Raw genomic sequence first — 25,191 nt, 5'->3', positions numbered from 1 at the left:
TCATGCCTGCGGGGGTGCTGTCTGCCACGTCTCGTGGTCCTCGGAAAAGTCGACAGGCTCACCGCCGACGGGAAAGTCTCGGCGCAGGGGATGGCCTATCCAGTCCTCCGGCATCAGAATGCGCTCCAGGTTGGGATGGCCCTCGAACTCGATGCCGAACATGTCCCAGGTCTCGCGCTCGTCCCAGTTGGCGGCGGCGAAGATGTCCTGCACGCTGGCGATCTCGGGCCGCTCCTCCGGCAGGAACACGCGAACTCGGATCTCGCGACGCTGCTTCAGGTCCCGGAGCTGGTAGACGAGCTCGAAACGCTGGGGCGGTTGCTGCAGCAGGGGCGTGGCGAGGTGATCGACGCAGGTGAGGAAGAGGAAGTAGGTGAATCCCTCGGCCTGCAACCGGCTCAAGGTGGCGCGAATCTGTTCGGGCTGCACCTGGATCCAGTGGTCCCCCGCGATCATCCCCTCGGCCAGCACGGCGGCGGGGGGTATCTGCTGGCTCATACTCGCGACCTGATTCCTTGCGCCTTGATCTTCTCCTGCAGGATCATGAGGCCGTTGATCAGGTCCTCCGGTCGGGGCGGGCAGCCGGGCACGTAGACGTCGACGGGGACTATCTTGTCCACGCCCTGGAGGATCGCGTAGTTGTTGAAAACCCCGCCGGTTGAGGCACAGGCGCCCATGGAGATGACCCATTTCGGTTCAGGCATCTGGTCATAGATCTGGCGCAAAACGGGGGCCATTTTCTGCGACACACGGCCCGCGACGATCATCAGATCCGATTGCCGCGGCGAGGCTCGCATGGCCTCGGAACCGAACCGCCCCAGGTCATAGGCGGGGCCGGCGGCCGCCATCATCTCGATGGCGCAGCACGCCAGGCCGAACTGGGCCGGCCAGACGGAGTTGGCCCGACCCCAGCCGACCAGCTTGCCGACAGTGGTGGTAAGCACGTTCTCCCCCAGCGGCTCGAGGAGCTGTTCTACTCCCAATCGAAGCCTCCCTTGCGCCAGATGTGGCCCAGCGCCACGAGCAAAATCGCAATGAAAACGAACATCTCGATCACACCGAACCATTTGAGCTGGCGCAGGATGACCGCCCAGGGGTAGAAGAAGACCGCTTCGACGTCGAAGATGATGAAGAGCATCGCCGTCAGGTAGAAGCGGACGGACATGCGCTGCCGGGCGGGGGTAGTGGGCACCATGCCCGACTCATAGGGAAGGCGCTTGGCCGTGTATGCCTTGGCCGGGCCCAAGACGTAGGAGAGGGTGAGGAGCAGTCCCACGACGAGCACGACGATCACCGTGTAGATGACGAGTGGCGCGTAGTCGCTTAGCAAAAGATCTCCAGGTGGCAATGGCCGGAGGGGACTATGGCGCCAATTCTAGGCAGAGCCCGGCGGACTGCGTCAGTGCCCAGGCTGCCGCCTACGGCTGCTCGCGGCCGGCTGAAGAGCTGTGGCTGTGGGAGATCCGGGTGCCGGTGGTGAGAGTGGCGTCGACCGGACAGTAGCGGTTGCAGGCCATGTCCAGCGCTTTCTCCACCTTGACCGCATCCGGGGTGAAGCCGTCTTCCCAGCCGATCTCGAAGTTGATCCGAATCGAGCTGAAGGCGCGGGGCCACTCAGCCTCCTGATCGCCCTCCACCTGGACCGCCAAGCTCCGGAAGGGCTGCTGGAACTTCTTCAAGAGCAGCGCGGCGTTTACCCCGGTGCAGCCGCCGAGAGCCCCCAGTAGCATCTCGGTCGGCCGCATGCCTTCGTCGTCACTAAAGGGCGCCGCCTCGTCGACCTGGGCCTGGTGGCCGGAGCCGGCCTCGATAGTGAACTTCGTCTTGCTGCCCGACCAGCGAGCGGTTGCCTTCGCCATGACGCTTTGCCTCAGTAGATTGACCGACGTGGACGAGCGAGCGCGCGACCGCCGGTCGGCGCCGGGCGGCGCGGCGGGGATTCGGGCCACTTTCGGCCCGGCGGCGGCGAACTACTCCCGCTCATTCTTCCATGCCGACCCAGCCCGCCTGGACGAGGTGGTTGAGCTGGCCCGACCCGAGAAGGATGAGCTGGCTCTCGACGTGGCCACCGGCACCGGCAACACGGCGCTCGCACTTGTCCCCCACGTTGCCCACGTGATCGGGCTCGACCTGACGCCTGCCATGCTGGCCGAGTGCCGGCGCAACGCTCAGCGATTCGGCGCCGCCAATGTCAGCTGGGCGCAGGGCGACGCCTGCCAGCTGCCCTTCGCCTCGGGTGTCATCGACCTCTACACAGTGCGCGCTGCACCGCATCATTTCTCTGACCTGGGCGCGGCCCTGAGCGAGGCGGCGCGGGTGCTGAAGAGGGGCGGCCGCGCCTGTTTCATCGACTGCTCACCGCCCGAAGCGGCGCGCGAGCACCTGCACCAGATCGAGATCGGCCGGGATCCCAGCCACGTGCTGAGCCGGACGCTGGCGGAGTGGACACAGCTCCTGGGTCAGGCGGGCCTGCAGGTCGAGAGCGCGCGGCGGCGGGAGCTGGACTGGGACTTCGAGGGCTGGATGGCAAACCTTGCCATCGAGCCCGACAGGGTCGTAGCCCTGGCGAGCAAGCTGGAGGCGGCGAAGGGCCAGGCGGCCCTGGAGCTGCGGCCGCAGCGGCGCGACGGCCGGCTCCGCCACGCCTACTGGCACGCGTTGATCCGCACAGTCAAGCCGTGAGCGCTGAGCTGCAGGCGGGCGACCTTGTGCTGCTGCACGATCGCGCCGGGCGCCGCTATCAGGCCAGTCTGAAGCCGGGTGCCACACTCACCCTCCACTCGGGCACCTTGAGTCACGACGATCTGATCGGTCGGCCCGACGGCGCTGTGGTCAGGACCAGCCGGGGGGTCCGGCTGCTCGCCCTGCGGCCCACTTTCGCCGAGCGGGTGACAGGTCGCAGGCGCGAAGCGCAGCCCATCTACCCCAAAGACCTGGGCGCCATCCTGCTCCACGCCGACCTCTATCCCGGCGCGGCGGTCGTGGAGGCAGGCACTGGTACGGGAGCCCTGACCATGGCAGCTATGAGAGCCGTGGGACCGCGGGGTCGGGTGGTCTCCTATGAGCAGAGGGAGGAGTTCCAGATTGCCGCCCGCAGCGCCATCCAGGAAGTGCTGGGCTGCCTACCCGACAACCTGGAGCTGAAGCTTGGCGACGCTTACGAAGGTTTTGCCGAGCGTGACATGGATCGAGTTCTCCTCGACCTGCCTGAGCCCTGGCGGGCTGCACAGCATGTGGCCCAATCCCTTCGACCCGGGGGCGTGGTGTTCGCTCACTGCCCCAACGTGAGCCAGGTTCAACGCTTTAGCGACGAGCTGCGTCAGGTCGGTGGCTTCGGTCTCATCAAGACGGTGGAGGTGCTGGAGAGAGACTGGACTGTGCGCGGGCGGAGCCTCCGGCCGGCGCACCGTATGGTTGCCCACACCGGATTCTTGACCTTCGCGCGGCGGCTGGCCGGGGCAGAAGTCTTCGACGTCGAAAGCGAGAGGTTCTAGGTGACAGCGGTTCGTCGGGAGATCAAGTTCGGAGGAGCTGAGGAATGCCGCGTTACAAGGTGACGGTGGTTGGGGCGGGAATGGTGGGAGGAACGCTGGCCCAACGGCTCGCCGAGCGTGACTACGCCGACGTGGTCCTGATCGACATCGTGGAGGGCATGCCCCAGGGCAAGGCGCTGGACATCCAGGAGGCGGGGCCGGTCTATGGCTACGACTCTCGGGTGGTCGGCAGCAACGGCTACGAGGAGAGCCGCGGTTCGGAGATAGTCGTCATCACGTCCGGGATCGCGCGCAAGCCCGGGATGAGCCGTGACGACCTGCTGAAGACCAACGCCGGGATCGTCCGCCAGGTCACGCAGCAGGTGGTGGCAGCCTCGCCGGATTCGATCCTGCTGGTGGTGGCCAATCCGCTGGACGCGATGGTCACCCTCACCCACCAGGTGAGCGGTTTCCCCAAACAGCGCGTGGTGGGCATGGCGGGCGTGCTGGATTCCGCCCGCTACCGCTCCTTCTTAGCCGAGGAGTTGGGCGTCTCGGCTGAGGACGTCCACGGCTTCGTCCTGGGCGGTCACGGGGACTCCATGGTGCCGCTGCCCCGCTACACCACCATCGCCGGCATCCCCTTGCCGGCACTTCTCAGCCAGGACCGCATCGACGCGATAGTCGACCGCGCCCGCAACGGCGGGGCCGAGATCGTCAGCCTGCTGAAGACCGGCAGCGCCTACTACGCTCCCTCGGCTTCAGTTGTCGAGATGGTGGACTCGATCCTCCTCGACAAGAAGCGCGTGCTGCCCTGCGCTGCCTACCTGGAGGGTGAGTACGGCATCAACGGGATCTTCATGGGCGTCCCCTGCGTGCTCGGGGCGGGTGGCGTCGAGCGGATTCTGGAGATCGAGCTCGACGCGGGCGAACAGGCGCTGCTCAACAAATCAGCGGATTCGGTCAGGGAACTCTGGGCCGCCACTGAGAGGGCTATGCAGGCCTAGCCTGCAGGAGAGGCACGGCTGCCCGACAAGGACAGACCCTCCCTTCTCTTCACCCTTCACCCGACCGGGTGAACGCGTAGGCAGGGTGCGGGCAGCAGCCGGATCGCTCGCTAGAGTCAGTTTGTGACCGACCTGCGCAACACCTATCCCTTCAGTGCGCTGGTCGGCCAGGCGGGCATGCGGCTGGCGCTTTGCCTCAATGCAGTGAATCCCGCCATCGGCGGAGTTCTGATCCGAGGCGAGCGGGGGACTGCCAAGTCGACGGCTGTACGCGCCCTGGCCCGGCTCCTGCCCGACCAGCAGGTGGTGATCGGCTGCCGCTACGGCTGCGACCCGGCGATCCCGGCACACCTCTGCGCCGACTGCCGCTGGCGGCTCGCGGCGGGGGAGGATTCGCTGCCTCACAGCAACCGGCGGATGCGGGTGGTGGAGCTGCCCATCAACGCCTCCGAGGACAGGGTCGTCGGCACTATCGACCTGGAGGTCGCGCTGCAAAAGGGCGCCAAGCGCTTTCAGCCGGGCGTGCTGGCGGATGCCAACCGCAATCTTCTCTATGTCGACGAGGTGAACCTGCTTGACGATCACATAGTGGACGTCCTGCTGGACGCCGCCGCGATGGGCGTCAACGTGGTCGAGCGGGAGGGCGTTTCGGTCAGCCATCCGTCTCGCTTCATCCTGGTCGGCACCATGAACCCGGAGGAGGGTGATCTCCGGCCCCAGCTCCTCGATCGTTTCGGGCTCTGCGTCGATGTGAAGGGCATCCGAGATCCTGAGCTGCGGGTGGAGATCGCCGAGCGAGAGGCGGCCTTCAAGGCCGGCGACAGAGAATTCCAGGCTCGATTTCGCACCGCGGATGAGGACCTGGCCGAGGCGCTCGGCGCAGCGATGAAAGCGCTCCCCAAGGTGCGCCTTCCGTCCAACCGGCGCCGCCTCATCTCCTCCATCTGCCTGCAGGCCGGCGTGCAGGGACATCGGGCTGACGTGGTGATCGAGCGAACCGCCCGGGCGCTGGCCGCGCTTCGGGGCCACCGCGAGGCAACTGCCGACGATGTCTACGACGCCGCGGATCTGGCCCTGGCCCACCGCGCCCGCTACGCGGTCAGGCGGGAGCAGGAGGAGCTGGCGCCGCAGGAGGGCCGCCAGTCCGAGGAGGCGAACGCCGAGGCGGGGGAGCGGGCCGAGCCAGGTGACTCGGACGAGTCGGCCAGCGGCGCCGAGGAGAGCGAAGGGCAGGGCGAGGAGAGCGCCCAGGCGGAGGCGGGCGAGCAGGCGGCCGGCGCCGACCAGGGCAGGACCACCGGCAGCGAGGGCAGGAGTGAGAGCCCGATCGAGGCCGAGGACATCTTCTCGGTTCGGAAGATCGAGCTGGCCCGGCAGCAGAAGACGCGCAAGACCGGCGGCAAGCGCCAGGCGAGCAAGGCCAGCGACCGCCGCGGCAGATACGTGCGCGCGGAGGGCAAGGAGAAGGTGACAGACCTCGCCGTTGACGCCACGGTCCGGGCGGCGGCTCCCCACCAGGCAAAGCGGGGCCGGGCCCGGGGCGAGCGCCTGCGCCTGGAGCGGCAGGACCTGCAGCAGAAGGTGCGCGAGCGGAAGGTCGGAAACCTGATCGTGTTCGTGGTCGATGCCTCCGCCTCGATGGATGCGGAGCAGAGAATGGCTGCCACCAAGGGGGCCATCCTGTCCCTGCTGCAGGACGCCTACGTGCGCCGTGACAAGGTGGCTCTGATCGTGTTCAAGAACCGCACAGCCGAGGTGGTGCTGCGGCCGACGGCCAGCGTCTCGCTCGCCCAGCGCCGGCTGGAGCGCCTGTCGGTAGGCGGCACCACGCCGCTGACGCACGGTCTCATGGCCGGCTACAAGGTGATCAAGTCAGAGCTGAGCCGCGATCCCACCATCCGGCCCCTGCTGGTTCTGATCTCCGACGGCCGCGGCAACATCAGCATGTTCAAGGAGGAGCCTCTGGTCGAGGCGCAGAAGATGGCGGCGCTGATCAAGTCGGAGAAGATCGAGGCGCTGATCATCGACTCCGCCCGCGACTACTCGACGCTGGCATCCGTTCAGCACTTGGCCCGGGTCGCCCCGATGTATCAGAGCTACGCCCTCAATGCCTGCTCGGATCTGGCCGAGCGCATGGACGGGCGCTATTACGGCATCTACGATCTCTCCCGGGAGGAGATCGCCGCGGCCGTGGCCGGTCAACTCAACCGCCGCCGGTAGCCTGGGAGCCGCCAATGGCAGTGGAGCGCTTGACCTATCCCTTCTCGGCCATCGTGGGCCAGGATCGGATGAAGCTCGCGCTGGTGTTGAACGCGATCAACCCGAGCATCGGGGGCGTGCTGATCCGGGGCGAGAAGGGCACCGCCAAGTCAACCGCCGTCCGTGCACTGACCAGTCTCCTGCCCGAGCACCAGGTGGTGAAAGCCTGTCGGTTCGGCTGCGAGCCCTCAGATCTGGACCACCTCTGCAGCGAGTGCCGGGACCGCCGGGCCGCAGGTGAGGAGCCGCTGCCGGCCATCACCCGTCGGATGCGGGTGGTGGAGCTGCCCATCAACGCCTCGGAGGATCGGGTGGTGGGGACCATCGACCTGGAGGCGGCGTTGAAGGAGGGGTCGAAGCGCTTCGAGCCAGGCGTCCTGGCGGAGGCCAACCGGAACATCCTGTACGTCGACGAGGTGAATCTGCTCGACGACCACATAGTCGATGTGCTGCTGGACTCGGCCGCCATGGGCATGAACGTGGTCGAAAGAGAAGGCGTCTCCGTGATCCACCCCTCACGCTTCATCCTGGTCGGCACCATGAATCCTGAGGAGGGGGAACTCCGGCCCCAGCTGCTGGATCGGTTCGGCCTCTGCGTCGACGTGGAGGGCATCCGGGACCTCGACCGTCGGGTGCACATCGTCGAGCGCCGGGCGGCCTGGGAGGAGGATCCCGCCGCCTTCCAGGCCGAGCACGCGAGCGCCGAAGGCGAGACGCGAGCTCGGATCGCCGAAGCGATCCAGACCTACCCGGAGCTGCAGGTGGAGCGTCCCATCCTCCGGCTGATCGCCCAGCTGAGCATCGCTCTGGAGGTGGACGGGCACCGCGCCGACCTGGTCTGCGCCCGCGCGGCCCAGGCGCAGGCGGCCTTCGATCGCTCGTCGGAAGTCTCGGTCCAGCACGTCAGCCACGTCGCGCCAATGGTTTATAGCCACCGCCTGCGCTCAGTCCCATTTGGCAAGGCAGGGCCCAATCTGGCCGAGGTGATCAACCGGATAGTCGCCCAATAAACCATGGGCTCCGGGTAGCGGGCGTTTGGAGAAACAGGTTCAACGGAGCAAAAAAAGAGCCGCCCCTCAGGGGCGGCTCTGTCGTTTGACCGGTTAGAGGGCGTGCCGGCTGCGGCCGCCCATCAGAGCGCGGACGATGAGCAGCACGACGACCGCGCCGACGAAGGCGACGATGATCTCACCGATGATGCCGGCGGTGGCGATGCCGAGCAGGCTGAACAGCCAGCCGCCGAGCAGAGCGCCGACCAAGCCGGCGATGATGTCGACGACCACGCCGCTGCCGCCGCCTTTGACGACTACGCTGGCTAGAAAGCCAGCCACGAGACCGATCACAAGCCAGACGAGAAGATGTTCGAGCATGACGTTTACCTATCCCTCCAGGGAAGTAAAGACTGACAGCATGACTATCACTATAGCTACAGTCGCCGGGCTTGTCAAGGTGTGACCGGCTACGCTTGAAGAACGATGACAGAAACCGTTGCAGCCGAGAGTGGGGCCGAACGGGTTCGCTGGCATCTGGACGAGCTGTACGACAGTCCCGAAGCTTCTGCCCTGAGCCGGACGCTGGCCGAAGCGCTCGAGTGGGCCCAGGCCTTCGAGACGCGTTACAAGGGCCGCATCAGCGGACTGGCTGCTGACGAGTTCGCCGAGATGATGGCTTCGCTGGAGACGCATTACGTGGCGGCGAGCAAGCCGGGGCTCTACGCTCATCTGCTGCACACGCTCGATACGCGAGATCACGCCGCCGGAAGGCTCCTCGCCAGGGTGCGGGAGGCGGGGGCTGAGCAGGGCCGACACATGGTCTTCTTCGGTCTCGAAGTGGCTCAGCTCAGCGACGAGAAGGCGGAAGAACTCTACTCCCATCCTTCCACCTCCAAGTACCGGCACACCATCGAGCAGGAGCGTCGCTACCGCAAACATCAGCTGACCGAGCCAGAAGAGCGGGTGCTGACCGAGTTCAGCCCTGTCGCATCTCCAGCCTGGTCCCGGCTTTTCGAAGAGCTGTGCGCAGCCGTCAGGGTCGAACTGGACGGGGGCAGCGTTCCCCTCTCGATAGCACTTTCCCGGCTCCGCGACGGCGACCGCGCGGTCCGGGAGCGCGCCAGCCACACCACCAGCGAGGCTTTGCGGGCGGACTTGCGCACGCGCGCGTACATCTTCAACGTGCTGCTGCAGGAGAAGTCGATCAGTGACCGCGTGCGCGGCTACCAGAGCTGGATCAGCGCTCGCAACCTGGCCAACGAGATCTCGGACAGCGCTGTGCAGGCGCTGGTGGAGGCCGTCACGGGCCGCTACGGCATAGTGCCTCGCTATTACCGCGTCAAGCGCCGGCTCCTGGGCCTGACCGAACTGCATGAGTGGGATCGATACGCGCCTCTGGAGGCGACCACCCGGCAGGTGGACTGGGATTCCGCCAAGGACATCGTGCTGAGCTCCTATCACCGCTTCTCACCCCGCGCCGGTCGGATGGTCGAAGACTTCTTCAGCCAGGGTTGGATCGACGCCCCCGTGATGGAAGGCAAGGAGGGTGGCGCTTACTGCGCTTTCGCCACGCCTGACCTGCATCCGTTCATAATGCTCAACTTCACAGGCCGTCTCAACGACGCCCTCACCCTGGCGCACGAGCTGGGCCACGGGCTGCACGACCGACTGGCCGGCGAGCGCAACCACCTCTTCGACTACCACCCGCCCCTGACCCTGGCCGAGACGGCATCGGTCTTTGGCGAAACGCTCACCTTCGACGCCATCATGAGCCAGGAGAAGGACGCTCGCGTGAGGCTTTCGCTCCTCTGCCAGCAGGTCGAGGACTCCTTCGCCACAGTCTTCCGCCAGATCTCGATGAACCGCTTTGAGGACGCCGTGCACACCGCTCGGCGGAGCGAGGGTGAGCTGGCGCCGGAGCAGATCGGAAGCATCTGGCAGACGAAGCTACAAGCCATGTTCGGCGACTCGGTCGAGCTCACCGAAGAACACCGCGATTGGTGGAGCTACGTCGAGCATTTCGTTCACACTCCCGGCTACGTCTACGCCTACGCCTTCGGCAACCTGCTGGCGCTTTCGATCTACCGCCGCTATCGCGAGCTGGAAGATCCAGCTTTCGTCGAGGAATACCTCGGGTTCCTCGGCACCGGTGGCTCGCTTTCTCCCGAAGAGGCTGTGCGCCGGGTGGGTCTCGACATCTCGGATCCGGCGTTCTGGGGAAGAGGGCTGGACATCGTGGAGGGGATGGTGAGCGAGGTGGAGCGTCTGGCCGGACAGGCCGACGCCGACGGCAGCGCCAAGACAGGTGACTGACGCGCCGGCCGCCTCCGGCCTGCTAGACGTACGACCGTTACAGGCAACTCGGGGCTGGGCCCTGACGGCAGCCAGCAGCTCCGGCAGCGAAGCGACGTTCGCCCGCGTCCGGCGGTACGAGCGACATGCCTTGGAGCCGTGGCTCAACCGTCTGCTGCCTCGCCTGCATACGCTCACCTGGGCGCTCACCGGCAGCCCCGAGCGCTCGCTGCTTATCACCCGCCAGGTGCTGCTGTCAGCGCTGGCCGACCTGCAGGACTTTGCAGGCACCGAGGAAGCCTTTGAGGTGCATCTACTGCAGCAGGGGGCGGTGGCAGCGCGAGCTGACGGTGTCACGAGCGGCGATGACTGGCGCCGGCGGATGGCAGCCCTGAGCCAACCAGCTCATGAGCTTCTCGCACTTCGGGCGCTCGGCAGAATCCCGACCGATTCCCTGGTGGCGTCAGGCTGGGGCGGCGCGGCGCGCCTGCAGGCGCGCCTGCTCTCAGCGCTGCGACAGATGAGTGGCGCCAGCGGTCAGACGGGGCCGGCCTGGGGCATGGCGCTCGACAGCTTCGATCGCGCAGTGGACGCCGTGGTCAGGGACGGGGACCCCGGCCGGGCTGAGGCCAATTTGGCCGTTCCCCCGGACTCGGCTGCCCTGCTGGATACAGTGGTCGCCATTCGCCGGCTGGCGGAAGCAGCCAACGGAGCGGAGTTGGGGGGCCTCCGGCGAGAGCTGCTGGCGGAGGCGATGAACCGGCGGGTGCAGTGGGTGCAGCGGAATCAAGTCGCGCCGCAGGTGCCCGGTGCGCCGACTCGGCGCCCTCGCCGCCTCCGCGCGGGGAACTTGGCGCTCCTCAGCGTTGTGCTCATGATCACGCTCGGCGGTGCGCTCTTCCTGGCCCTGGTCTCGGCCTTCGCGGACCCTGACTCGAGCCTCTACCCGTTCAAACGACTCGGCGAATCGATGCTGCTGGTGGTCCCGGCTGGCCAGGCGTCCCACATCGATCTGGAGCTGAAACTGGCCCAGCTCCGGGAGCGGGAGGCCGAGGACATGGCCGCCAGCAAGCACGGCGATCTGGCCCTCAAAGCGGAGAGGGATCGCTTGGACCTGCTCCGGGCCGCCGCCCGCGACTTGGCGAACTCTCCTCAGCGAGACGCTCGCTGGCGCGCCGAACGAGATCAGCTGCTCCAGAGCGGCACTCCCGGCTCTGGCGGGTTGGAGCGCCAGTTGCAATCAAGCGGCCTTGACAAGTCGGCGGCGGATGCCAGGGCGCTCGACGACGCCTGGCTCCAGGAGCTGGTCGGTTGGCGGCGGACGCTCGGCGGCCCAAGTCAGCCATCGCCTTCCCCCAGCCCAGCGGCGGCTGGCTAGCGGCCACCAAAAGAGATGGCCGCCGGCTCCGGGCGCAACCTCTTCGTCCTCAGCCTTGACGTGGGCACTTCGTCAGTGCGCGCAATGGGATTCGACGGCAGAGGTCGCGAGCTGCCTGGACTGGAGACCAAGTTGGAGTACACCCCCCGGGCGGGCGCTGACGGCACGGCGGAGGTGGATGCCGATCGCGTGGCTGCGCTCGTGGAGTCCGCCCTTGACCAGACCCTGGAGCGCGCGGGGAAGCAGGCAGCGCCGGCGGCGCTGGGGATCTCCACTTTCTGGCATGGCCTCCAGGGGCTGGACCGGGAGCGGCGGCCGACCACGCCCATCGTCCTCTGGTCGGATACCCGCAGCTGGCGGCAGGCTGAGCGCCTGCGCCGCGACCTCGACGGGGAGGCAGTGCGCCGCCGGACGGGCTGCCCCCTACACCCCAGCTACTGGCCCGCCAAGCTGGCCTGGCTCCGCCAGGCGGGAGGCGGGGCTTGGGGCCGGACCCGGCACTGGGTCTCCATCGGTGACTACCTCTTTCTCCGCTGGTTCGGCGAGCTGACCACCAGCGCCTCGATGGCCTCGGGAACCGGGCTGCGCAAGCTCGCGGGCGGCCTGGATGAGGAGCTGCTCCAAAAGCTGCGACTCTCGCCCGAGCGGGTGCCGGAGGAAGCCGAAGTCCTGAGTGGACTTAAACCCGACTACAGGCGGCGCTGGCCCCAACTTGCCGAGGTGCCTTTCCTCACCGCCCGCGGCGATGGCGCGCTGGCGAACCTCGGCAGCGGTTGCACCGAGCCGAGCGTGCGGGCTCTGACCATCGGTACCTCGGGCGCGCTCCGGGTGATGACCGATAGACGCCCCCGGCATCTGGCCAAGGGTCTCTGGTGCTATCTGCTTGACGAGCGGCGTTTTGTGGTTGGCGGCGCACTCAGCAACGGGGGCAACCTCTGGGCCTGGATGGAGAGCAACCTGCGCCTGGAGCAGGAGGGCCTGGAGGACCACCTGGCCCGGCTGGAGCCGGCTTCAGGCCCCGACTTCCTGACACTTTTGGCGGGCGAACGCAGCCCTGGCTTCGCGCTCCATGCCACTGGCTCGCTCGCCCGCCTGACCCAGGCCACCACCGCCTACCACATCGCCCGCAGCGGGCTCGAGGCTGTGGCGCTGCAGTTCGCGCAGGTCGACAGGGCGCTGGATCGGACAGTGCCCGGGGCCAAGACGCTGGTGGCCAGCGGCGGCGCGCTGCACGCCTCGCCGCTCTGGTCACAGATCATGGCTGACGCGGTCGGCAAGCCGGTGTCGGTCTCGGAGTCTTTCGAAGCCTCCAGCCACGGCGCCGCCCTGCTCGCGCTGCAGCACCTGGGCCAGAAACCGGCTCTGGACACCCGCCGCGGCAAGCTGTATGAGCCGGACGCCAAGATCCACGACGTTTACCGTCAGGCGGCTCGCCGTCAGGCACGTCTCTACAAGCTGCTGGTCGAGAGCGCTCCGCCGGCTGCTGCGGCACCGGCCCACGCTTGAGCGAGGGAGCGGCGCCCCTCAGCCAACGGCAAACCTGAGTGCAGCGTGGCGTAACTTGTGATATGGAAACTCTTCGAAACGAACCCGCTCGAACAGGCGCGGGCATGAAGCAACAGGGAGCAAGCGCATGGCCACTGCAACCACCAGTCTGACCGGCAAGGACCTGGGCGCGCTGCGCGATCTGGCGGCGCAGCTGCGGATCGACTCGATTCGCTGCAGCACTGAGGCGGGCTCGGGCCATCCCACCTCCTCGATGTCCGCGGCCGACCTCCTGGCTGTGCTCCTGAGTCGGCATCTCAACTACGACTGGAATCAGCCTGACAACCCGGCCAACGATCACCTGATCTTCTCCAAGGGGCACGCCTCACCGCTCGTCTACGCAGTCTTCAAAGCTGCCGGCGCCATCGACGACAAAGAACTGATGACATTCCGCAAGCTTGGTTCCCGGCTTCAGGGGCACCCCACCCCGGTCCTGCCCTGGGTGGATGTGGCGACTGGTTCGCTGGGCCAGGGCCTGCCGATAGCCGTAGGCGTGGCCCTGGCGGGCAAGTACCTGGACCGGCTGCCCTACCACGTTTGGACGCTGTGCGGCGATTCAGAAGTCGCCGAGGGCTCCATCTGGGAAGGTCTCGACAAGGCAGGCCACTACGGACTCAACAACTTCACTGCGATTTTCGACGTGAACCGCCTAGGCCAGCGCGGGGAGACCGAGTTCGGCTGGAACCTCGACGTTTACAGGGATCGGGTCAAGGCCTTCGGCGCGCGTGCCATCGAGATCGACGGCCATGACTTGGCGGAGATCGACGAGGCCTTGGCTGACGCGCGCGGGGCCGACGGTCCCACTGTGATCATCGCTCGCACGGTGAAGGGTAAGGGCTTCAGTGAGATCGAGAATAAGGACGGCTGGCACGGCAAGCCGCTGCCGCCCGACATGGCGGAGCGGGCGATCAAGGAGCTCGGCGGAGAACGCGACATCACGGTCAAAACGCTGAAACCGAGGGCTGGCCAGCCACATCGAGCCAAAGCCGGCAAGCTCGAGCTGCCCAAGTACAACAAGGGCGACAAGGTCCCGACGCGCAAGGCCTATGGCGATGCGCTGCTGGCCTTGGGCTCGCTGCCGGATGTGGTGGCGCTGGACGGAGAGGTCAGCAACTCCACCCACTCGGACGAGTTCGCCAAGAAATACCCCGAGCGCTTCTTCGAGATGTACATCGCTGAGCAGATGCTGGTGGGGGCTTCTGTCGGCATGAGTGTTCGCGGCTACCGGCCGTTCGCCAGCACGTTCGCTGCTTTCTTCAGCCGGGCCTACGACTTTGTCCGCATGGCGTCCATCTCGCAGGTGAACATCCGGCTGGCCGGCTCGCACGCCGGCGTGGAGATCGGGCAGGACGGGCCTTCGCAGATGGCGCTCGAGGATCTGGCCTCGATGCGCGCCGTCGGCGGCTCAACCGTCCTCTATCCCTCCGACGCCACCTCGGCGGCCAAGCTGACGGCGGCGATGGCGGAGACCGAGGGAGTGGTGTTCATGCGCACCACCCGAGGCGGCTACCCGGTGCTCTACGGCGCTGACGAGGAGTTTCCAGTCGGGGGCGCCAAGGTCCTGCGGAAGTCGAACCATGATCAGGTGGCGCTGATAGGTGCCGGCGTCACCCTCCACGAGTGCCTGGCGGCGGCCGACGACCTGGCCCGGGCGGGGATCGAGGCTCGAGTCATCGACCTTTACAGCCTGAAGCCTGTGGATGGAAAGACGCTCCGCGCGGCGGTCAAGGCCACGGGTGGGCGATTGGTGGTGGCCGAAGATCACTATCCCGAAGGCGGCTTGGGCGCCGCTGTCATGGAGGCCCTGGCGCTGGAGCCGCAGCCGCCGCGGGTGGCCCACTGCGCGGTGCGCGGCCTGCCGACCTCCGGCACCCCGGCGGAGCTGCTGGACGTGGCGGGGATCTCGGCCAAGCACATAGCCGCCGCCGCCAAGAAGCTGGTCAAGGAGGGCTAGAAACAATGGCGAGCCCGATCAAGCAGGTTCACAAGCAGGGCCAGAGCCTCTGGCTGGACAACATCCGACGCCAGCTGATCACTTCCGGCGAGCTCGCTCGCCTGCGGGATGAGGGGGTCACAGGCGTGACCTCCAACCCGACCATCTTCGAGAAGGCCGTCTCCGGCTCGACCGATTATGACGAGGCCCTGGTCCGGATGGTCAAGGCTGGCCAGAAGCCTGACGACATCCTCTGGGCGCTGATGCTCGACGACATCCGGGACGCGGCTGATGTTTTCCGCCCGGTCTACGACCAGACCCGGGGTGCCGACGGCTACGTCAGCATCGAGGTCTCGCCGGTGGCTGCGCAAGACACCAAGAAGACGGTCGGCATCGCGCGCGACCTGTGGCGGCGGGCTGATCGCCCGAACGTGATGGTCAAGATTCCTGCCACGAAGCCAGGACTGCCGGCGATCCGGCAGATGATCGGCGAGGGCGTGAACATCAACGTCACGCTCATCTTCTCCATCGATCGCTACGACCAGGTGGTGAACGCCTATCTCTCCGGGTTGGAGGATCTGCAGAAGAAGGGTGGTGATCTGAGCCAGGTCGCCAGCGTCGCGAGCTTCTTCGTGAGCCGGGTCGATTCCAAAGTTGACAAGCTGCTTACCGAGCGAATCCAGGCGACCAACGATCCCGCCGAGCGGCGGCGCCTGACAGCCCTGCTGGGCAAGGCCGCCATCGCCAATTCGAAGACCGCCTACCAGCACTTCCAGCAACTGCACGCAGGTCCGCGCTGGAAGGCGTTGGCGAAGGCGGGCGCCCAGCGCCAACGCTGTCTCTGGGCGAGCACGTCGACCAAGGATCCGCGCTATCACGACACCATGTACGTGGAGGAGCTGATCGGACCTGCCACTGTCGATACGGTGCCACCCGCAACACTGGCCGCCTTCCGCGAGCACGGCGAGGTTCGCCGGAGCCTGGACGACAACCTTGATCTGGCCATGCGGCAGCTGGCGGAGCTGGCCTCGCTCGGCATCGAGCTCACGGAGGTCACCAGGCAGCTCGAGGTCGAGGGTGTGGACGCCTTCGAGAAGTCCTTTGAGAGCCTGCTTGGCGCCCTGAAGGAGGCTGCCAAGGAGATCAAGAGCGGCCGAGGCCCGCGCATGTGGCACTCGCTGGGGACGCTCCAGCCGGCAGTGGATGAGACGGTGGCCAAGCTCCAGAAGCGCGAAGCGCCGAAGAAGCTCTGGTCGAAGGATGCGTCTCTCTTCGTCGCGGGCACCGAACCGCAGAAGTGGATGGGCTGGCTCAGTGTGGCTGAGAAGATGCAGGAGCAGGCACCCGGGCTGCTCAGCAAGGCGCGCGACGCGCGGACCTACGAGGACGTGGTCTTGCTCGGTATGGGCGGTTCCAGCCTGGCACCAGATGTTTTTCGGGCAACGTTTGGCGACCGCAAGGGCCTGCCGCGATTCCACGTCCTCGACACCACGGATCCCGGCTCGCTGCTGGCCCTGCGCCGCCGCATCGACCCCGCTGACACCCTCTTCATCGCGGCCAGCAAGTCGGGCGGGACTCTGGAGACGCTCTCCCACCTCGCATATTTCTGGGAGGCGGTGAAGGAGTCAGGCAGCAAGAAGCCTGAGCGCAATTTCGCGGTCATCACAGATCCCGGCAGCTCCCTGGAGAAGCTGGCCGCCGAGCGGGATTTCCGCTGGATCTTCCTCAACCCGCCTGACATCGGCGGACGCTATTCCGCGCTGTCGTATTTCGGTCTGGTCCCAGCGGCGCTGCTGGGTGTCGATCTGGCCGCCTTCCTGGAAAGGGCCCAGGAGATGGCGCACGCTTGCGATGCGGGCCTGCCGGTGGAGAAGAATCCGGGCGCCTGGCTCGGTGCCACCCTGGGCACGCTGGCCGCTGGCGGCAGGGACAAGCTTACGCTGGTGATGTCCCCCAAGGTGGCGACCTTCGGCTACTGGTTGGAGCAGCTGGTCGCCGAGAGCACAGGCAAGCAGGGCAAAGGCATCATCCCCATCGAGGGGGAGAGTCTCGGCCCCCCTGCCGTTTACGGTCAGGACCGAGTCTTCGTCTACACCCGGATGGCTAGGGACCCGGAAATCGCTCCTGTTGCAGCATTGGAGAAAGCCGGCCTGCCTGTGATCACCCTGACCCTGCGCGACGAGCTGGACCTGGCCGGCGAGATGCTGCTCTGGGAGATCGCCACGGCGCTGGCAGGCTCGGTGTTGGGCATCAATCCGTTCGACCAGCCCAACGTCCAGGAGAGCAAGGACAACACCAAGAAAGCGCTGGCCGCCTGGCAGAAGGCAGGCGCCTTTCCGACCGTCGATCAGGTCAGCCCCAGCGAAGCCACCGCTGCCGTAGCCAAGCTGCTCAAGCGCGCTAAGTCCGGCTCCTATTTCGCGATCATGGCGTACACAGCTCGCAGTCGTGAATCGGAGGCGGCGCTGAGCCGGATCCGCAGACATGTTCGGGACCGGACGAAGCTCGCCACCACCGCCGGCTACGGTCCCCGCTTCCTCCACTCCACGGGTCAGCTTCACAAGGGCGGACCGGCCACCGGGTTGTTCCTGCAGATCGTGCAGGAGGACGCCAGGGACGCCGCCATCCCGGGGGAGCCTTACAGCTTCTCGACTCTGAAGCAGGCGCAGGCGTTGGGGGATCTGCAGTCCCTTCAGTCTCGTCACCTGCCTGTGCTGCGCGTGAATTTGGGCAGCTCGCCAAGGACCGCCTGGGCCGGGCTGGCCGCCGCCATCGAAAGGGTGAGCAACTGACCTCGAACTCACTACGCAAAGGAGCGCAGCAATGCAGATAGGCATGATCGGCCTCGGCCGGATGGGCGGCAATATGGTCACGCGGCTTCTCCGCCACGGCCATCAGGTGGTTGCCTTCGACCATTCCCAAGAGGCTGTGCAGAAGGCGGTTGAAGGCGGGGCCGAAGGGGCCGGCAGCCTGGACGAGATGGTCGACAAGCTTCGAGAGAGGCCGCGGATCTTCTGGGTGATGGTGCCGGCCGGCGACCCGACCTCTCAGACCATCAAGAAGCTCTCCGAACTGGGGCAGCGGGGCGACGTGGTCATCGACGGGGGCAATACCAACTGGAAGCTGGCGATGCAGGATGCCGAGGTGCTGAAGCAGCGCGGCCTGAGCTACCTCGACGCGGGCACCTCGGGTGGCATCTGGGGCCTGCAGAACGGCTACAGCCTGATGATTGGTGGCCCCGACGACGCCTACCAGCACTGCGAGCCGATCTTCAAGGCTCTGGCGCCGGAGGGCGGCGGCCTGGTTCATACAGGCCCGGAGGGCTCGGGCCACTTCGTCAAGATGGTGCACAACGGCATCGAGTACGCGCTGATGCAGGCGTACGCGGAGGGCTTTCACATCATGCAGGCCGCCGAGCACTTTCCCGGCATGGACATGGGAGCGATCGCCGAAGCCTGGCGGGAGGGCAGCGTCGTGCGCTCGTGGCTGCTGGACCTGATCGCCGACGGGCTGACCAAGGACCCCGGCCTGGAGAGCATCAAGGGCTATGTCGAGGACACTGGTGAAGGCCGCTGGACTGTGCTGGCCGCTGTCGAGCAGGCGGTTCCCTCGCCGACCATCACGATGGCGCTCTACGAGAGATTCCGCAGCCGGCTGGAGGACACTTTCTCCGACCGCATGCTGGCCATGATGCGAAATCAATTCGGAGGCCACGCGGTGAAGTCGACCCGGCCATGAAGGGGAAGACCCGACCGCGGACCAAGAAGGTCGCGGCGGGAGCCGAGCCGGATGGCGGTCGGGGCGACGGCCAGCTGATCGCGCCGGTCAGCCGGCCGGAGGAGTTGCCTGAGAACCGGCTGGCGGCAGGGCTGAGCGAGTACCGGTCCGCGGCTCCCGCGCTGATGGTCATCTTTGGCGCCACCGGCGATCTGAGTCATCGCAAGCTCCTGCCGGCGCTGTACAACCTGCACCGCAACCGGCTCCTGCCGGCCGGCTTTACGCTCGTCGGCGCCGCCATCGACAAGCTGGACAGCAACGCCTTTCGCAAGCTGGCGATCGACACCATCGCCGAGCATTCCCGGACTCAGCCGGCCGACAAGGAGGCGATCAAGGATTTCGCCAAGGACCTGGAGTATTTGCCTGTGGACTTCGCCAAGGCTGACGACTTCAAGGCCCTGGCGAAGCGGTTGGCAGAGCTCGACAAGGCGCGCCACACGGGGGGCAACGTCGTGTTCTACTGCGCCACGCCGCCGCCGACATACGGCATGATCGCCAATCAGCTCAAGTCGCAGGGTCTGAACCGAGGCGCCGGCTACCGCCGGATCATCGTCGAGAAGCCTTTCGGAACCGACCTTCGGTCAGCCCGCGAGCTGGGCCAGACTCTGCGCAGCGTCTTTCCCGAGGAGAGCCTCTACCGCATTGATCACTACCTCGGCAAGGAGACAGTCCAGAACATCCTCGCCTTTCGCTTCGCCAACGCCATCTTCGAGCCTGTCTGGAACTGCCAGCTGGTGGACCATGTGCAGATCACTGTCGCTGAGCCGCTCGGGGTGGAGAACCGCGGCGCCTACTACGATCGCGCCGGCGCGCTCCGCGACATCGTGCAGAACCACGCTCTGCAGCTGCTCACGCTGGTGGCGATGGAGCCTCCCGTGGCCTTCGAGTCGATGGCCGTGAGGGATGAGAAGGTGAAGGTGCTGCGGGCGGTCCGACCGCTCAGCTCAGAGGACGTGCGCACACAAACCGTCAGGGCGCAGTACGAGAAGGGCTGGGTGCTGGGCGAGGAGGTGGCGGGCTACCGGGACGAAAACAACGTTGCCAGGGATTCGGAGACCGAGACCTACGCTGCCATCAGGCTCCAGGTCGACAACTGGCGCTGGGCGGGAGTGCCGTTTTACCTGCGCGCAGGCAAGCGGCTGCCGAAGCAGGTGACTGAGATCCGCGTCCAGTTCAAGCGGCCGCCGCACCTCACCTTCGGCCGCGAGGCAAGCCGGGAGCTGGAGCCCAATGCCATAGTGCTCAGGATCCAGCCGGAAGAGGGGATCTCGCTGCGCTTTGGGGCCAAGGTGCCCACCGCCGGGCTCGTCATTCGCAGCGTCAACATGGACTTCCTCTACACCACCTCGTTCCTGGATGACGCGCCCGATGCCTACGAGCGCCTCCTGGTCGACTGCATGCTGGGCGATCCCACGCTCTTCACTCGCTCCGACGAGGTGGAGACCGCCTGGAGCTTGATCGACCCGATCGAGGAGAGCTGGCGAGCGCACGAGCCGCCGCTGCAGACCTACGCTGCCGGCAGCTGGGGGCCCTTGGCCTCGGATCTGCTGCTCGCAAACGACGGGTGCGAATGGCATCGTCCGTAGCCAGACTCCACAGCGACCGGGTGCGGGAGCGCCGCTGGACCGGCAAGGGGGTCACGCTCGGCGAGGTGCTGAGCCATCTGGCCGAGCTCCATCACGACATCTCGCACACGGAAGCGGAGGACCAGGGCCACCCCCACCCCCGCAACAGCGTCATGAACCTGGTTGTCTGCGTAGGCTCCCAAGCGCGGGCGGAAGAGACGCAGGAGGTGGTGGAGAGAATGGCGGCCAGTCACCCTCTGCGCGCAGTCGTCATCCGTCGGGCGGGGGAGAAGGAACGCCCGACTCTGGATGCGGAGATCGTCACCGAAGCCCATCAGTTGGTCCGCGGCGAGACCATCCAGCGGGAACAGATCTACCTGTCGGTGAGCGGCGCGGCGGCCGACCATCTGGCGAGCTTTGTCGAGCCATTGCTGGTCGCCGACGTGCCGACGTACCTCTGGTGGGCGGGCACTCCCCCGCTGGGCGAGCGCGGCCTGCGCGACGCTCTCGCCATCTGCGACGTGCTGATTGTGGATTCAGCAGGTTTTGAGAAGCCTGTCACCGCCTTCCTGGAGTTCGCCGGCCTGGCCGATCGGCTCGGCGGCCGGATAGGCTTCGCTGACCTCCATTGGTCGCGGCAGCGGCCCTGGCGGGAAAGCCTCAGCCAGTTCTTCTCGCCGTCCGAGCGACGGGGTCTGCTGCGTGGAATTGAGCGGTTCGACATCGACTGCGCAGGGGAGGGGCAGGCGGCTTGGGTCGGAGGCTCGCTGCTCACCGGCTGGATCGCCGGCGCCCTGGGCTGGCGCCTGCTGCGGGCAGCGGCGGTGACCGACGAGCACGCTGACGCCATCTACCAAGCGCCCGGCGGAGCTTTGATCCCGGTGGCTCTGCGCTCCTCGGGCAGGACGACGCTGCCCAGGGGAACGGCGACGAGGCTTCGTCTGGAGGCGGAAAGCGGCGGCCTTCGCTGTCTCGACACCATCGAGCTGCACCCGGAGCGGGACGACCACGCTCACATGACCATCGAGCTGGCCGGCCAGCCGGCCATACGGCAGCGGCTGGCCCTGCCGCCGCAGGATGAGTCCGAACTCCTGGTTCAGGCTCTGGCAGTAGCCCGCCGAGACCGTGTCTTCATGCGCTCGCTGTCGGCGGCGGCAGAGCTGCAGGACGCGCTCGGATGAACCTCCAGGTCCAAGACGACGCAGAGGCAGTCGCCCGCGCGGGCGCCAGGTTGGTGGCGGCGGCGATCCAAGGCGGCGCCCGGACGCTGGTGTTGGCAGGAGGTTCGACGCCCGCCCGCTGCTACCAGATCCTGGCCGAGGCGCCGGTCAGCTGGGGTCGGGTCACCATCCTCTTCGGCGACGAGCGCTGCGTGCCGCCCGAACACCCCGAGAGCAACTACCTCATGGCCCGCCGTTCGCTGCTGGATCGAGTGCAGCCGGCCACTGTGCACCGCATGGCTGCCGAGTTGGGCGCGGAGGAGGCTGCCGCCGCTTACGCCCAGGTGGTCGAGGGTCTGGCGCCGCTCGACCTGGTCCTGCTCGGCATGGGCCCCGACGGCCACACGGCCTCGCTCTTCCCGGGCAGCCCCGCGCTCCACAGCGAAGCCAGCGTCGTAGCCGTGCACGGCGCGCCCAAACCACCGCCCGACCGCGTCAGCCTGGGCCTGGAGACGCTGCGCCGAGCAGGGCGCACGGTGTTCCTAATCACCGGTGGCGACAAGAGCGAGGCGCTGTCGCGGGCAGATAGGGGGGAGGTGCCGGCCGGCCTCATCCCGAGCGCCGAGTACCTGGTGGATCGGGCCGCCGCCGGCGAGCTGGGCAGCGTTTGATCCAGATCGTCCCCTCCATCCTGGCCGCTGACCTGACGCGGCTGGGGGAGCAGGTGCGAGAGGTGCAGGCCACCGGCTGCGAGCGGGTGCAGGTCGACGTGATGGACGGCCACTTCGTGCCCAACCTGACCTTCGGCCCGGATGTGGTGAGAGCTGTCAAGCGAGCGGCGCCAGAACTGACGGTGGAGGCGCACCTGATGGTGGAGCGGCCCGAGCAGTACGTGAGCTCCTTCGCCTCGGCGGGAGCCGACTTCATACTGGTTCAGGTCGAGTCCACCACCTCGCTCTACAGGACCCTCACAGCCATCCGGGAAGCGGGTTCACAGCCCGGCCTGGTCCTCAATCCCGGCACCCCGGTGGGAATGTTGCGGGAGCTGGTGGACCTGGTGCCCATGGTTCTCGTCATGACTGTGGAGCCCGGCTTTGGCGGCCAGCGCTTCATCGCCTCCAGCCCTGCCAAGATCGGCCGGGTACGGGATCTGGCGCCCACAGTCGAGATCGAGGTGGACGGCGGCATTGACGCCGCCAGCGCCCCTCTCTGCGCCGCGGCGGGCGCCACGTTGCTGGTGGCGGGCACCTCGGTGTTCGGCCATCCCGACGGGCTGACAGGGGGCATACGCGAGCTGCGCAGGGCCTGTGGAGGCTGAGTCCGAGCGCTGGAAGCGTGCTGCCGCCGAGCGTGCCCTGGCGCTGGTGCGAGACGGAATGCTGCTGGGCCTCGGCACCGGTTCGACAGCCCACCACTTCATCACAGGCTTGCGGGATCTCACTGCCCGAGGCTTGCGCCTGCGGGGTCTGGCCACCTCTCTGACCAGCGCTGAGCTGGGTCGTGAGGCGGGAGTGGAGATGCTGCCTGTCGAGGCGGCCTTGCCCCGGTCGCTGGACCTGGCAGTCGACGGCGCCGACGAGATCGCGCCCGACCTGAGCCTGGTCAAGGGCCGGGGCGGAGCCATGTTCCGCGAGAAGCTGGTGGCGCTCAACGCGGAGCGCTTCGTGGTCATCGCCGATGCCAGCAAGCTGGTGGATCGACTCGGGCGGGGAGTGGTACCTGTCGAGGTGGCGCCCTTCCTCTGGCCGCAGACCGCACGCCGGCTGGAGGCGCTGGGAGCGAGCTGGCTGCTGCGCGGGGGCACCGAACAGCCATATCTGACTGACAATGGGAACCTCATCCTTGACCTGAGTTTTGCCGGGGGGTTGGAGCGGCCCGAGCAGACGGCAGCCGGCCTCAAGTCGGTGCCCGGGGTCATCGAGCACGGCCTTTTCTGCGGCCTCACCCAAGCGGTGATAGTGGCTGGGCCCGGTGGCCTACAGATTCTGGGGTCCTTGGCGTGAGCGCCCGCAGGGCAGAGGCGCAGTTCGGGGTGTTCGGCCTGGCGGTGATGGGGCAGAACCTGGCCCGCAACATCGCGAGCCGTGGCGTCGCAGTGGCCGTCTACAACCGCACTCGAGCCCGGACCGACCGGCTCCTGGCTGAGCACGGCGACGAGGGCACGTTCCTTCCGGCCGGCGGCGTTGCGGATTTCGTGGCCAGCATCGAGCCGCCGCGACCCATCCTGCTCATGGTCAAGGCGGGCCAGCCGGTGGACGCCGCGATCACCGAGCTGCTGCCGCATCTCACCCAGGGCGACATTCTGATCGACGGTGGCAACTCGTTCTTCCAGGACACGCGGCGTCGAGCGCGGGAGCTTGAGGGGGCGGGTTTCAGCTTTCTCGGCAGCGGCGTCTCCGGTGGGGAGGAGGGCGCTCTCCACGGGCCCAGCCTCATGCCCGGCGGTACCCGGGAGGCCTACCTGCGGGTCGAGCCCGTCTTCAAGCAGATTGCGGCTCAGGTCGAGGGCGTGCCCTGCTGCGCCTACATCGGTGCGGATGGCGCCGGTCACTACGTGAAGATGGTGCACAACGGGATCGAGTACGCCGACATCCAGCTCATCGCCGAGGCCTACGACCTCATGCGCTCAGGTCTCGGCCTGAGCGCTGCCGAGGAGTCCCGAATCTTCCAGCAGTGGAACGAAGGCGACCTGGACTCGTACCTGATCCAGATCACCGCCGCCGTGCTGGCCAAAGTCGACGACACCAGCGGTAAGCCGCTGGTCGACGTGATGGTGGACGAGGCGGAGCAGAAGGGCACGGGCCGCTGGACCTCGCAGTCAGCTCTGGAGCTGGGGGTGCCGGTCACGGCCATCACCGAGGCGGTGTTCGCCCGCGCCCTGTCGGCCCAGAAGAAGCAGCGGCTGGCCGCTGCGCGAGTGCTGCGGGGTCCCGCCGGCAGGGCGACCGAGGGGCTGGTGGAGGACATCCGAACGGCGCTCTACGCCTCCAAGGTGGTGGCCTATGCGCAGGGCTTCGAGCAGCTGACTGCGGCCGGCCGAGAGTACGGCTGGGAGTTGGATTTGGGTCAGATAGCCACCATCTGGCGCGGCGGCTGCATCATCCGCGCTCGCTTCCTGGACCGTATCAAAGCCGCCTACGATGAGGACCGCGAGCTCCCTCAGTTGCTGCTGGCCCCTTACTTCCGAGACGCAGTGAACCACGCGCAGGAAGCCTGGCGGCGGGTGGTGGGCGCCGCAGTTGGGTTGGGCGTGCCTGTGCCCGCCTTCAGCTCGGCCCTTGCCTACTACGACGGCTACCGCCGGGAGCGGAGCCCCGCGAACCTGATCCAGGGCTTGCGAGATTACTTCGGCGCCCACGGCTATCGCCGGCTGGACAGGCCTGGGGCCTTCCACACGCGCTGGTCCCAGGATGGCAGCGAGGAGGCGGCTGACTAAACTGACACGTCGCCAACGTGAAGGAGAGGTCGCCTAGTCCGGTCGAGGGCGCGGCACTGGAAATGCCGTAGGCGGGCAACCGCCTCGAGGGTTCGAATCCCTCCCTCTCCGCCAGTTCTCAGAAACCACCCCGTCGACCACCGTGAAGGGCTCGGTCTGGGCCAGCTCGGCCGCCTGGACCGCCGTTTCTGAGATCAAATCGAAGGGCTTGCGGTAAGTAGCGGTGAGCCGGCCCTCTCGCCAGGAAGAGTTCGAAAGTACGAAATTGAGGAGCTTTCGTTTTTCGGCCGGTTCCTGACTTTGGAACAGCTCGCGGGCACGTGAAGCCAGCTCGAGCAGGTCGACGCCTTCTTTGAAGTAGGCGCTCTCCGCCC

General features: G+C 67.1%; 21 protein-coding genes, 1 tRNA gene and 1 pseudogene. 18 read left to right on the top strand and 5 right to left on the bottom strand.

Translation table 11 applies throughout. The annotated features are described in order from the left end of the window. The 4 genes and pseudogenes from ACR2MZ_RS09635 to ACR2MZ_RS09620 form a co-directional block, all read right to left on the bottom strand. Nucleotides 1–498 carry an NADH-quinone oxidoreductase subunit C gene (locus tag ACR2MZ_RS09635; RefSeq protein ID WP_434004839.1) on the bottom strand — a complete coding sequence of 166 codons (498 nt, stop codon included), beginning with the start codon at nt 496–498 and terminating at the stop codon, nt 1–3. Then, nucleotides 498–983 (bottom strand): annotated as a pseudogene (locus tag ACR2MZ_RS09630) (NADH-quinone oxidoreductase subunit B); the annotation flags it as partial. The pseudogene ACR2MZ_RS09630 and the gene ACR2MZ_RS09635, both read right to left, overlap by 1 nt. Next, a complete protein-coding gene (locus ACR2MZ_RS09625) occupies nt 974–1,330 on the bottom strand; it encodes an NADH-quinone oxidoreductase subunit A (protein ID WP_434004838.1) in 357 nt (118 codons plus the stop codon). The gene ACR2MZ_RS09625 and the pseudogene ACR2MZ_RS09630, both read right to left, overlap by 10 nt. Before the next feature lie 88 nt (nt 1,331–1,418). Then, a complete protein-coding gene (locus tag ACR2MZ_RS09620) occupies nt 1,419–1,859 on the bottom strand; it encodes an OsmC family protein (RefSeq protein ID WP_434004837.1) in 441 nt (146 codons plus the stop codon). 28 nt (nt 1,860–1,887) lie between these two features. Between ACR2MZ_RS09620 and ACR2MZ_RS09615 the strand changes: the two genes are divergently transcribed. From ACR2MZ_RS09615 to ACR2MZ_RS09595, 5 genes are all read left to right on the top strand, one after another. Next, a complete protein-coding gene (locus ACR2MZ_RS09615; protein ID WP_434004836.1) occupies nt 1,888–2,682 on the top strand; it encodes a class I SAM-dependent methyltransferase in 795 nt (264 codons plus the stop codon). Next, nucleotides 2,679–3,494: a tRNA (adenine-N1)-methyltransferase gene (locus ACR2MZ_RS09610; RefSeq protein ID WP_434004835.1), complete on the top strand. Its 816-nt coding sequence runs from the start codon at nt 2,679–2,681 to the stop codon at nt 3,492–3,494. Before ACR2MZ_RS09615 ends, ACR2MZ_RS09610 begins: the two co-directional genes overlap by 4 nt. Nucleotides 3,495–3,538: 44 nt before the next feature. Continuing rightward, nucleotides 3,539–4,480: a malate dehydrogenase gene (gene mdh, locus ACR2MZ_RS09605; RefSeq protein WP_434004834.1), complete on the top strand. Its 942-nt coding sequence runs from the start codon at nt 3,539–3,541 to the stop codon at nt 4,478–4,480. A gap of 123 nt (nt 4,481–4,603) precedes the next feature. Further along, a complete protein-coding gene (locus ACR2MZ_RS09600; RefSeq protein WP_434004833.1) occupies nt 4,604–6,700 on the top strand; it encodes a magnesium chelatase subunit D family protein in 2,097 nt (698 codons plus the stop codon). Nucleotides 6,701–6,714: 14 nt separating this feature from the next. After that, nucleotides 6,715–7,749, top strand: coding sequence for a magnesium chelatase ATPase subunit I (locus ACR2MZ_RS09595; RefSeq protein ID WP_434004832.1), 1,035 nt, complete (start codon nt 6,715–6,717; stop codon nt 7,747–7,749). 93 nt (nt 7,750–7,842) lie between these two features. Here ACR2MZ_RS09595 and ACR2MZ_RS09590 read toward each other — a convergent pair whose 3' ends face one another. Further along, nucleotides 7,843–8,109 (bottom strand): GlsB/YeaQ/YmgE family stress response membrane protein, encoded by a 267-nt coding sequence (locus tag ACR2MZ_RS09590; RefSeq protein ID WP_434004831.1) that lies wholly within the window; start codon nt 8,107–8,109, stop codon nt 7,843–7,845. Between the two features lie 105 nt (nt 8,110–8,214). Between ACR2MZ_RS09590 and ACR2MZ_RS09585 the strand changes: the two genes are divergently transcribed. The 13 genes from ACR2MZ_RS09585 (at nt 8,215) to ACR2MZ_RS09525 (ending at nt 24,931) form a co-directional block, all read left to right on the top strand. Continuing rightward, complete coding sequence (locus tag ACR2MZ_RS09585) at nt 8,215–10,044, top strand: M3 family oligoendopeptidase (protein WP_434004830.1); 1,830 nt, start codon at nt 8,215–8,217, stop codon at nt 10,042–10,044. Continuing rightward, nucleotides 10,037–11,401 (top strand): DUF5667 domain-containing protein, encoded by a 1,365-nt coding sequence (locus ACR2MZ_RS09580; RefSeq protein ID WP_434004829.1) that lies wholly within the window; start codon nt 10,037–10,039, stop codon nt 11,399–11,401. Before ACR2MZ_RS09585 ends, ACR2MZ_RS09580 begins: the two co-directional genes overlap by 8 nt. A gap of 15 nt (nt 11,402–11,416) precedes the next feature. Further along, entirely contained in the window at nt 11,417–12,907 is a 1,491-nt protein-coding gene (locus ACR2MZ_RS09575; protein ID WP_434004828.1) for a gluconokinase, read from the top strand. Between the two features lie 127 nt (nt 12,908–13,034). After that, nucleotides 13,035–14,900 carry a transketolase gene (locus ACR2MZ_RS09570; protein WP_434004827.1) on the top strand — a complete coding sequence of 622 codons (1,866 nt, stop codon included), beginning with the start codon at nt 13,035–13,037 and terminating at the stop codon, nt 14,898–14,900. Nucleotides 14,901–14,905: 5 nt separating this feature from the next. Beyond that, the gene (locus tag ACR2MZ_RS09565; protein WP_434004826.1) at nt 14,906–17,671 is read left to right on the top strand and encodes a bifunctional transaldolase/phosoglucose isomerase; all 2,766 of its coding nucleotides are present in this window, start codon (nt 14,906–14,908) and stop codon (nt 17,669–17,671) included. Between the two features lie 31 nt (nt 17,672–17,702). Then, on the top strand, nt 17,703–18,617 hold the full coding sequence (gene gnd / locus ACR2MZ_RS09560; RefSeq protein ID WP_434004825.1) for a phosphogluconate dehydrogenase (NAD(+)-dependent, decarboxylating): 915 nt from the start codon (nt 17,703–17,705) through the stop codon (nt 18,615–18,617). Next, on the top strand, nt 18,614–20,242 hold the full coding sequence (zwf, locus tag ACR2MZ_RS09555; RefSeq protein ID WP_434004824.1) for a glucose-6-phosphate dehydrogenase: 1,629 nt from the start codon (nt 18,614–18,616) through the stop codon (nt 20,240–20,242). The genes gnd and zwf overlap by 4 nt, the downstream gene beginning before the upstream one ends. Continuing rightward, nucleotides 20,227–21,402, top strand: a complete 1,176-nt coding sequence (locus ACR2MZ_RS09550) for a glucose-6-phosphate dehydrogenase assembly protein OpcA (RefSeq protein WP_434004823.1) — start codon at nt 20,227–20,229, stop codon at nt 21,400–21,402. Before zwf ends, ACR2MZ_RS09550 begins: the two co-directional genes overlap by 16 nt. Beyond that, nucleotides 21,399–22,052, top strand: a complete 654-nt coding sequence (pgl, locus tag ACR2MZ_RS09545) for a 6-phosphogluconolactonase (protein WP_434004822.1) — start codon at nt 21,399–21,401, stop codon at nt 22,050–22,052. Before ACR2MZ_RS09550 ends, pgl begins: the two co-directional genes overlap by 4 nt. Next, the gene (gene rpe, locus ACR2MZ_RS09540) at nt 22,049–22,699 is read left to right on the top strand and encodes a ribulose-phosphate 3-epimerase (protein WP_434004821.1); all 651 of its coding nucleotides are present in this window, start codon (nt 22,049–22,051) and stop codon (nt 22,697–22,699) included. Before pgl ends, rpe begins: the two co-directional genes overlap by 4 nt. Continuing rightward, nucleotides 22,689–23,384, top strand: coding sequence for a ribose-5-phosphate isomerase RpiA (gene rpiA / locus ACR2MZ_RS09535; RefSeq protein WP_434004820.1), 696 nt, complete (start codon nt 22,689–22,691; stop codon nt 23,382–23,384). Before rpe ends, rpiA begins: the two co-directional genes overlap by 11 nt. Continuing rightward, the gene (gene gndA, locus ACR2MZ_RS09530; RefSeq protein WP_434004819.1) at nt 23,381–24,817 is read left to right on the top strand and encodes an NADP-dependent phosphogluconate dehydrogenase; all 1,437 of its coding nucleotides are present in this window, start codon (nt 23,381–23,383) and stop codon (nt 24,815–24,817) included. Before rpiA ends, gndA begins: the two co-directional genes overlap by 4 nt. Before the next feature lie 22 nt (nt 24,818–24,839). After that, nucleotides 24,840–24,931 (top strand) — tRNA-Ser (locus ACR2MZ_RS09525). Nucleotides 24,932–25,191 lie beyond the last annotated feature (260 nt).

The organism is Candidatus Dormiibacter sp., assembly GCF_050999135.1.
In the GTDB taxonomy this organism is placed as follows: Bacteria; Chloroflexota; Dormibacteria; order Dormibacterales; family Dormibacteraceae; genus Dormiibacter; species Dormiibacter spiritus.
This window is presented reverse-complemented; position numbering and strand designations above follow the sequence as displayed.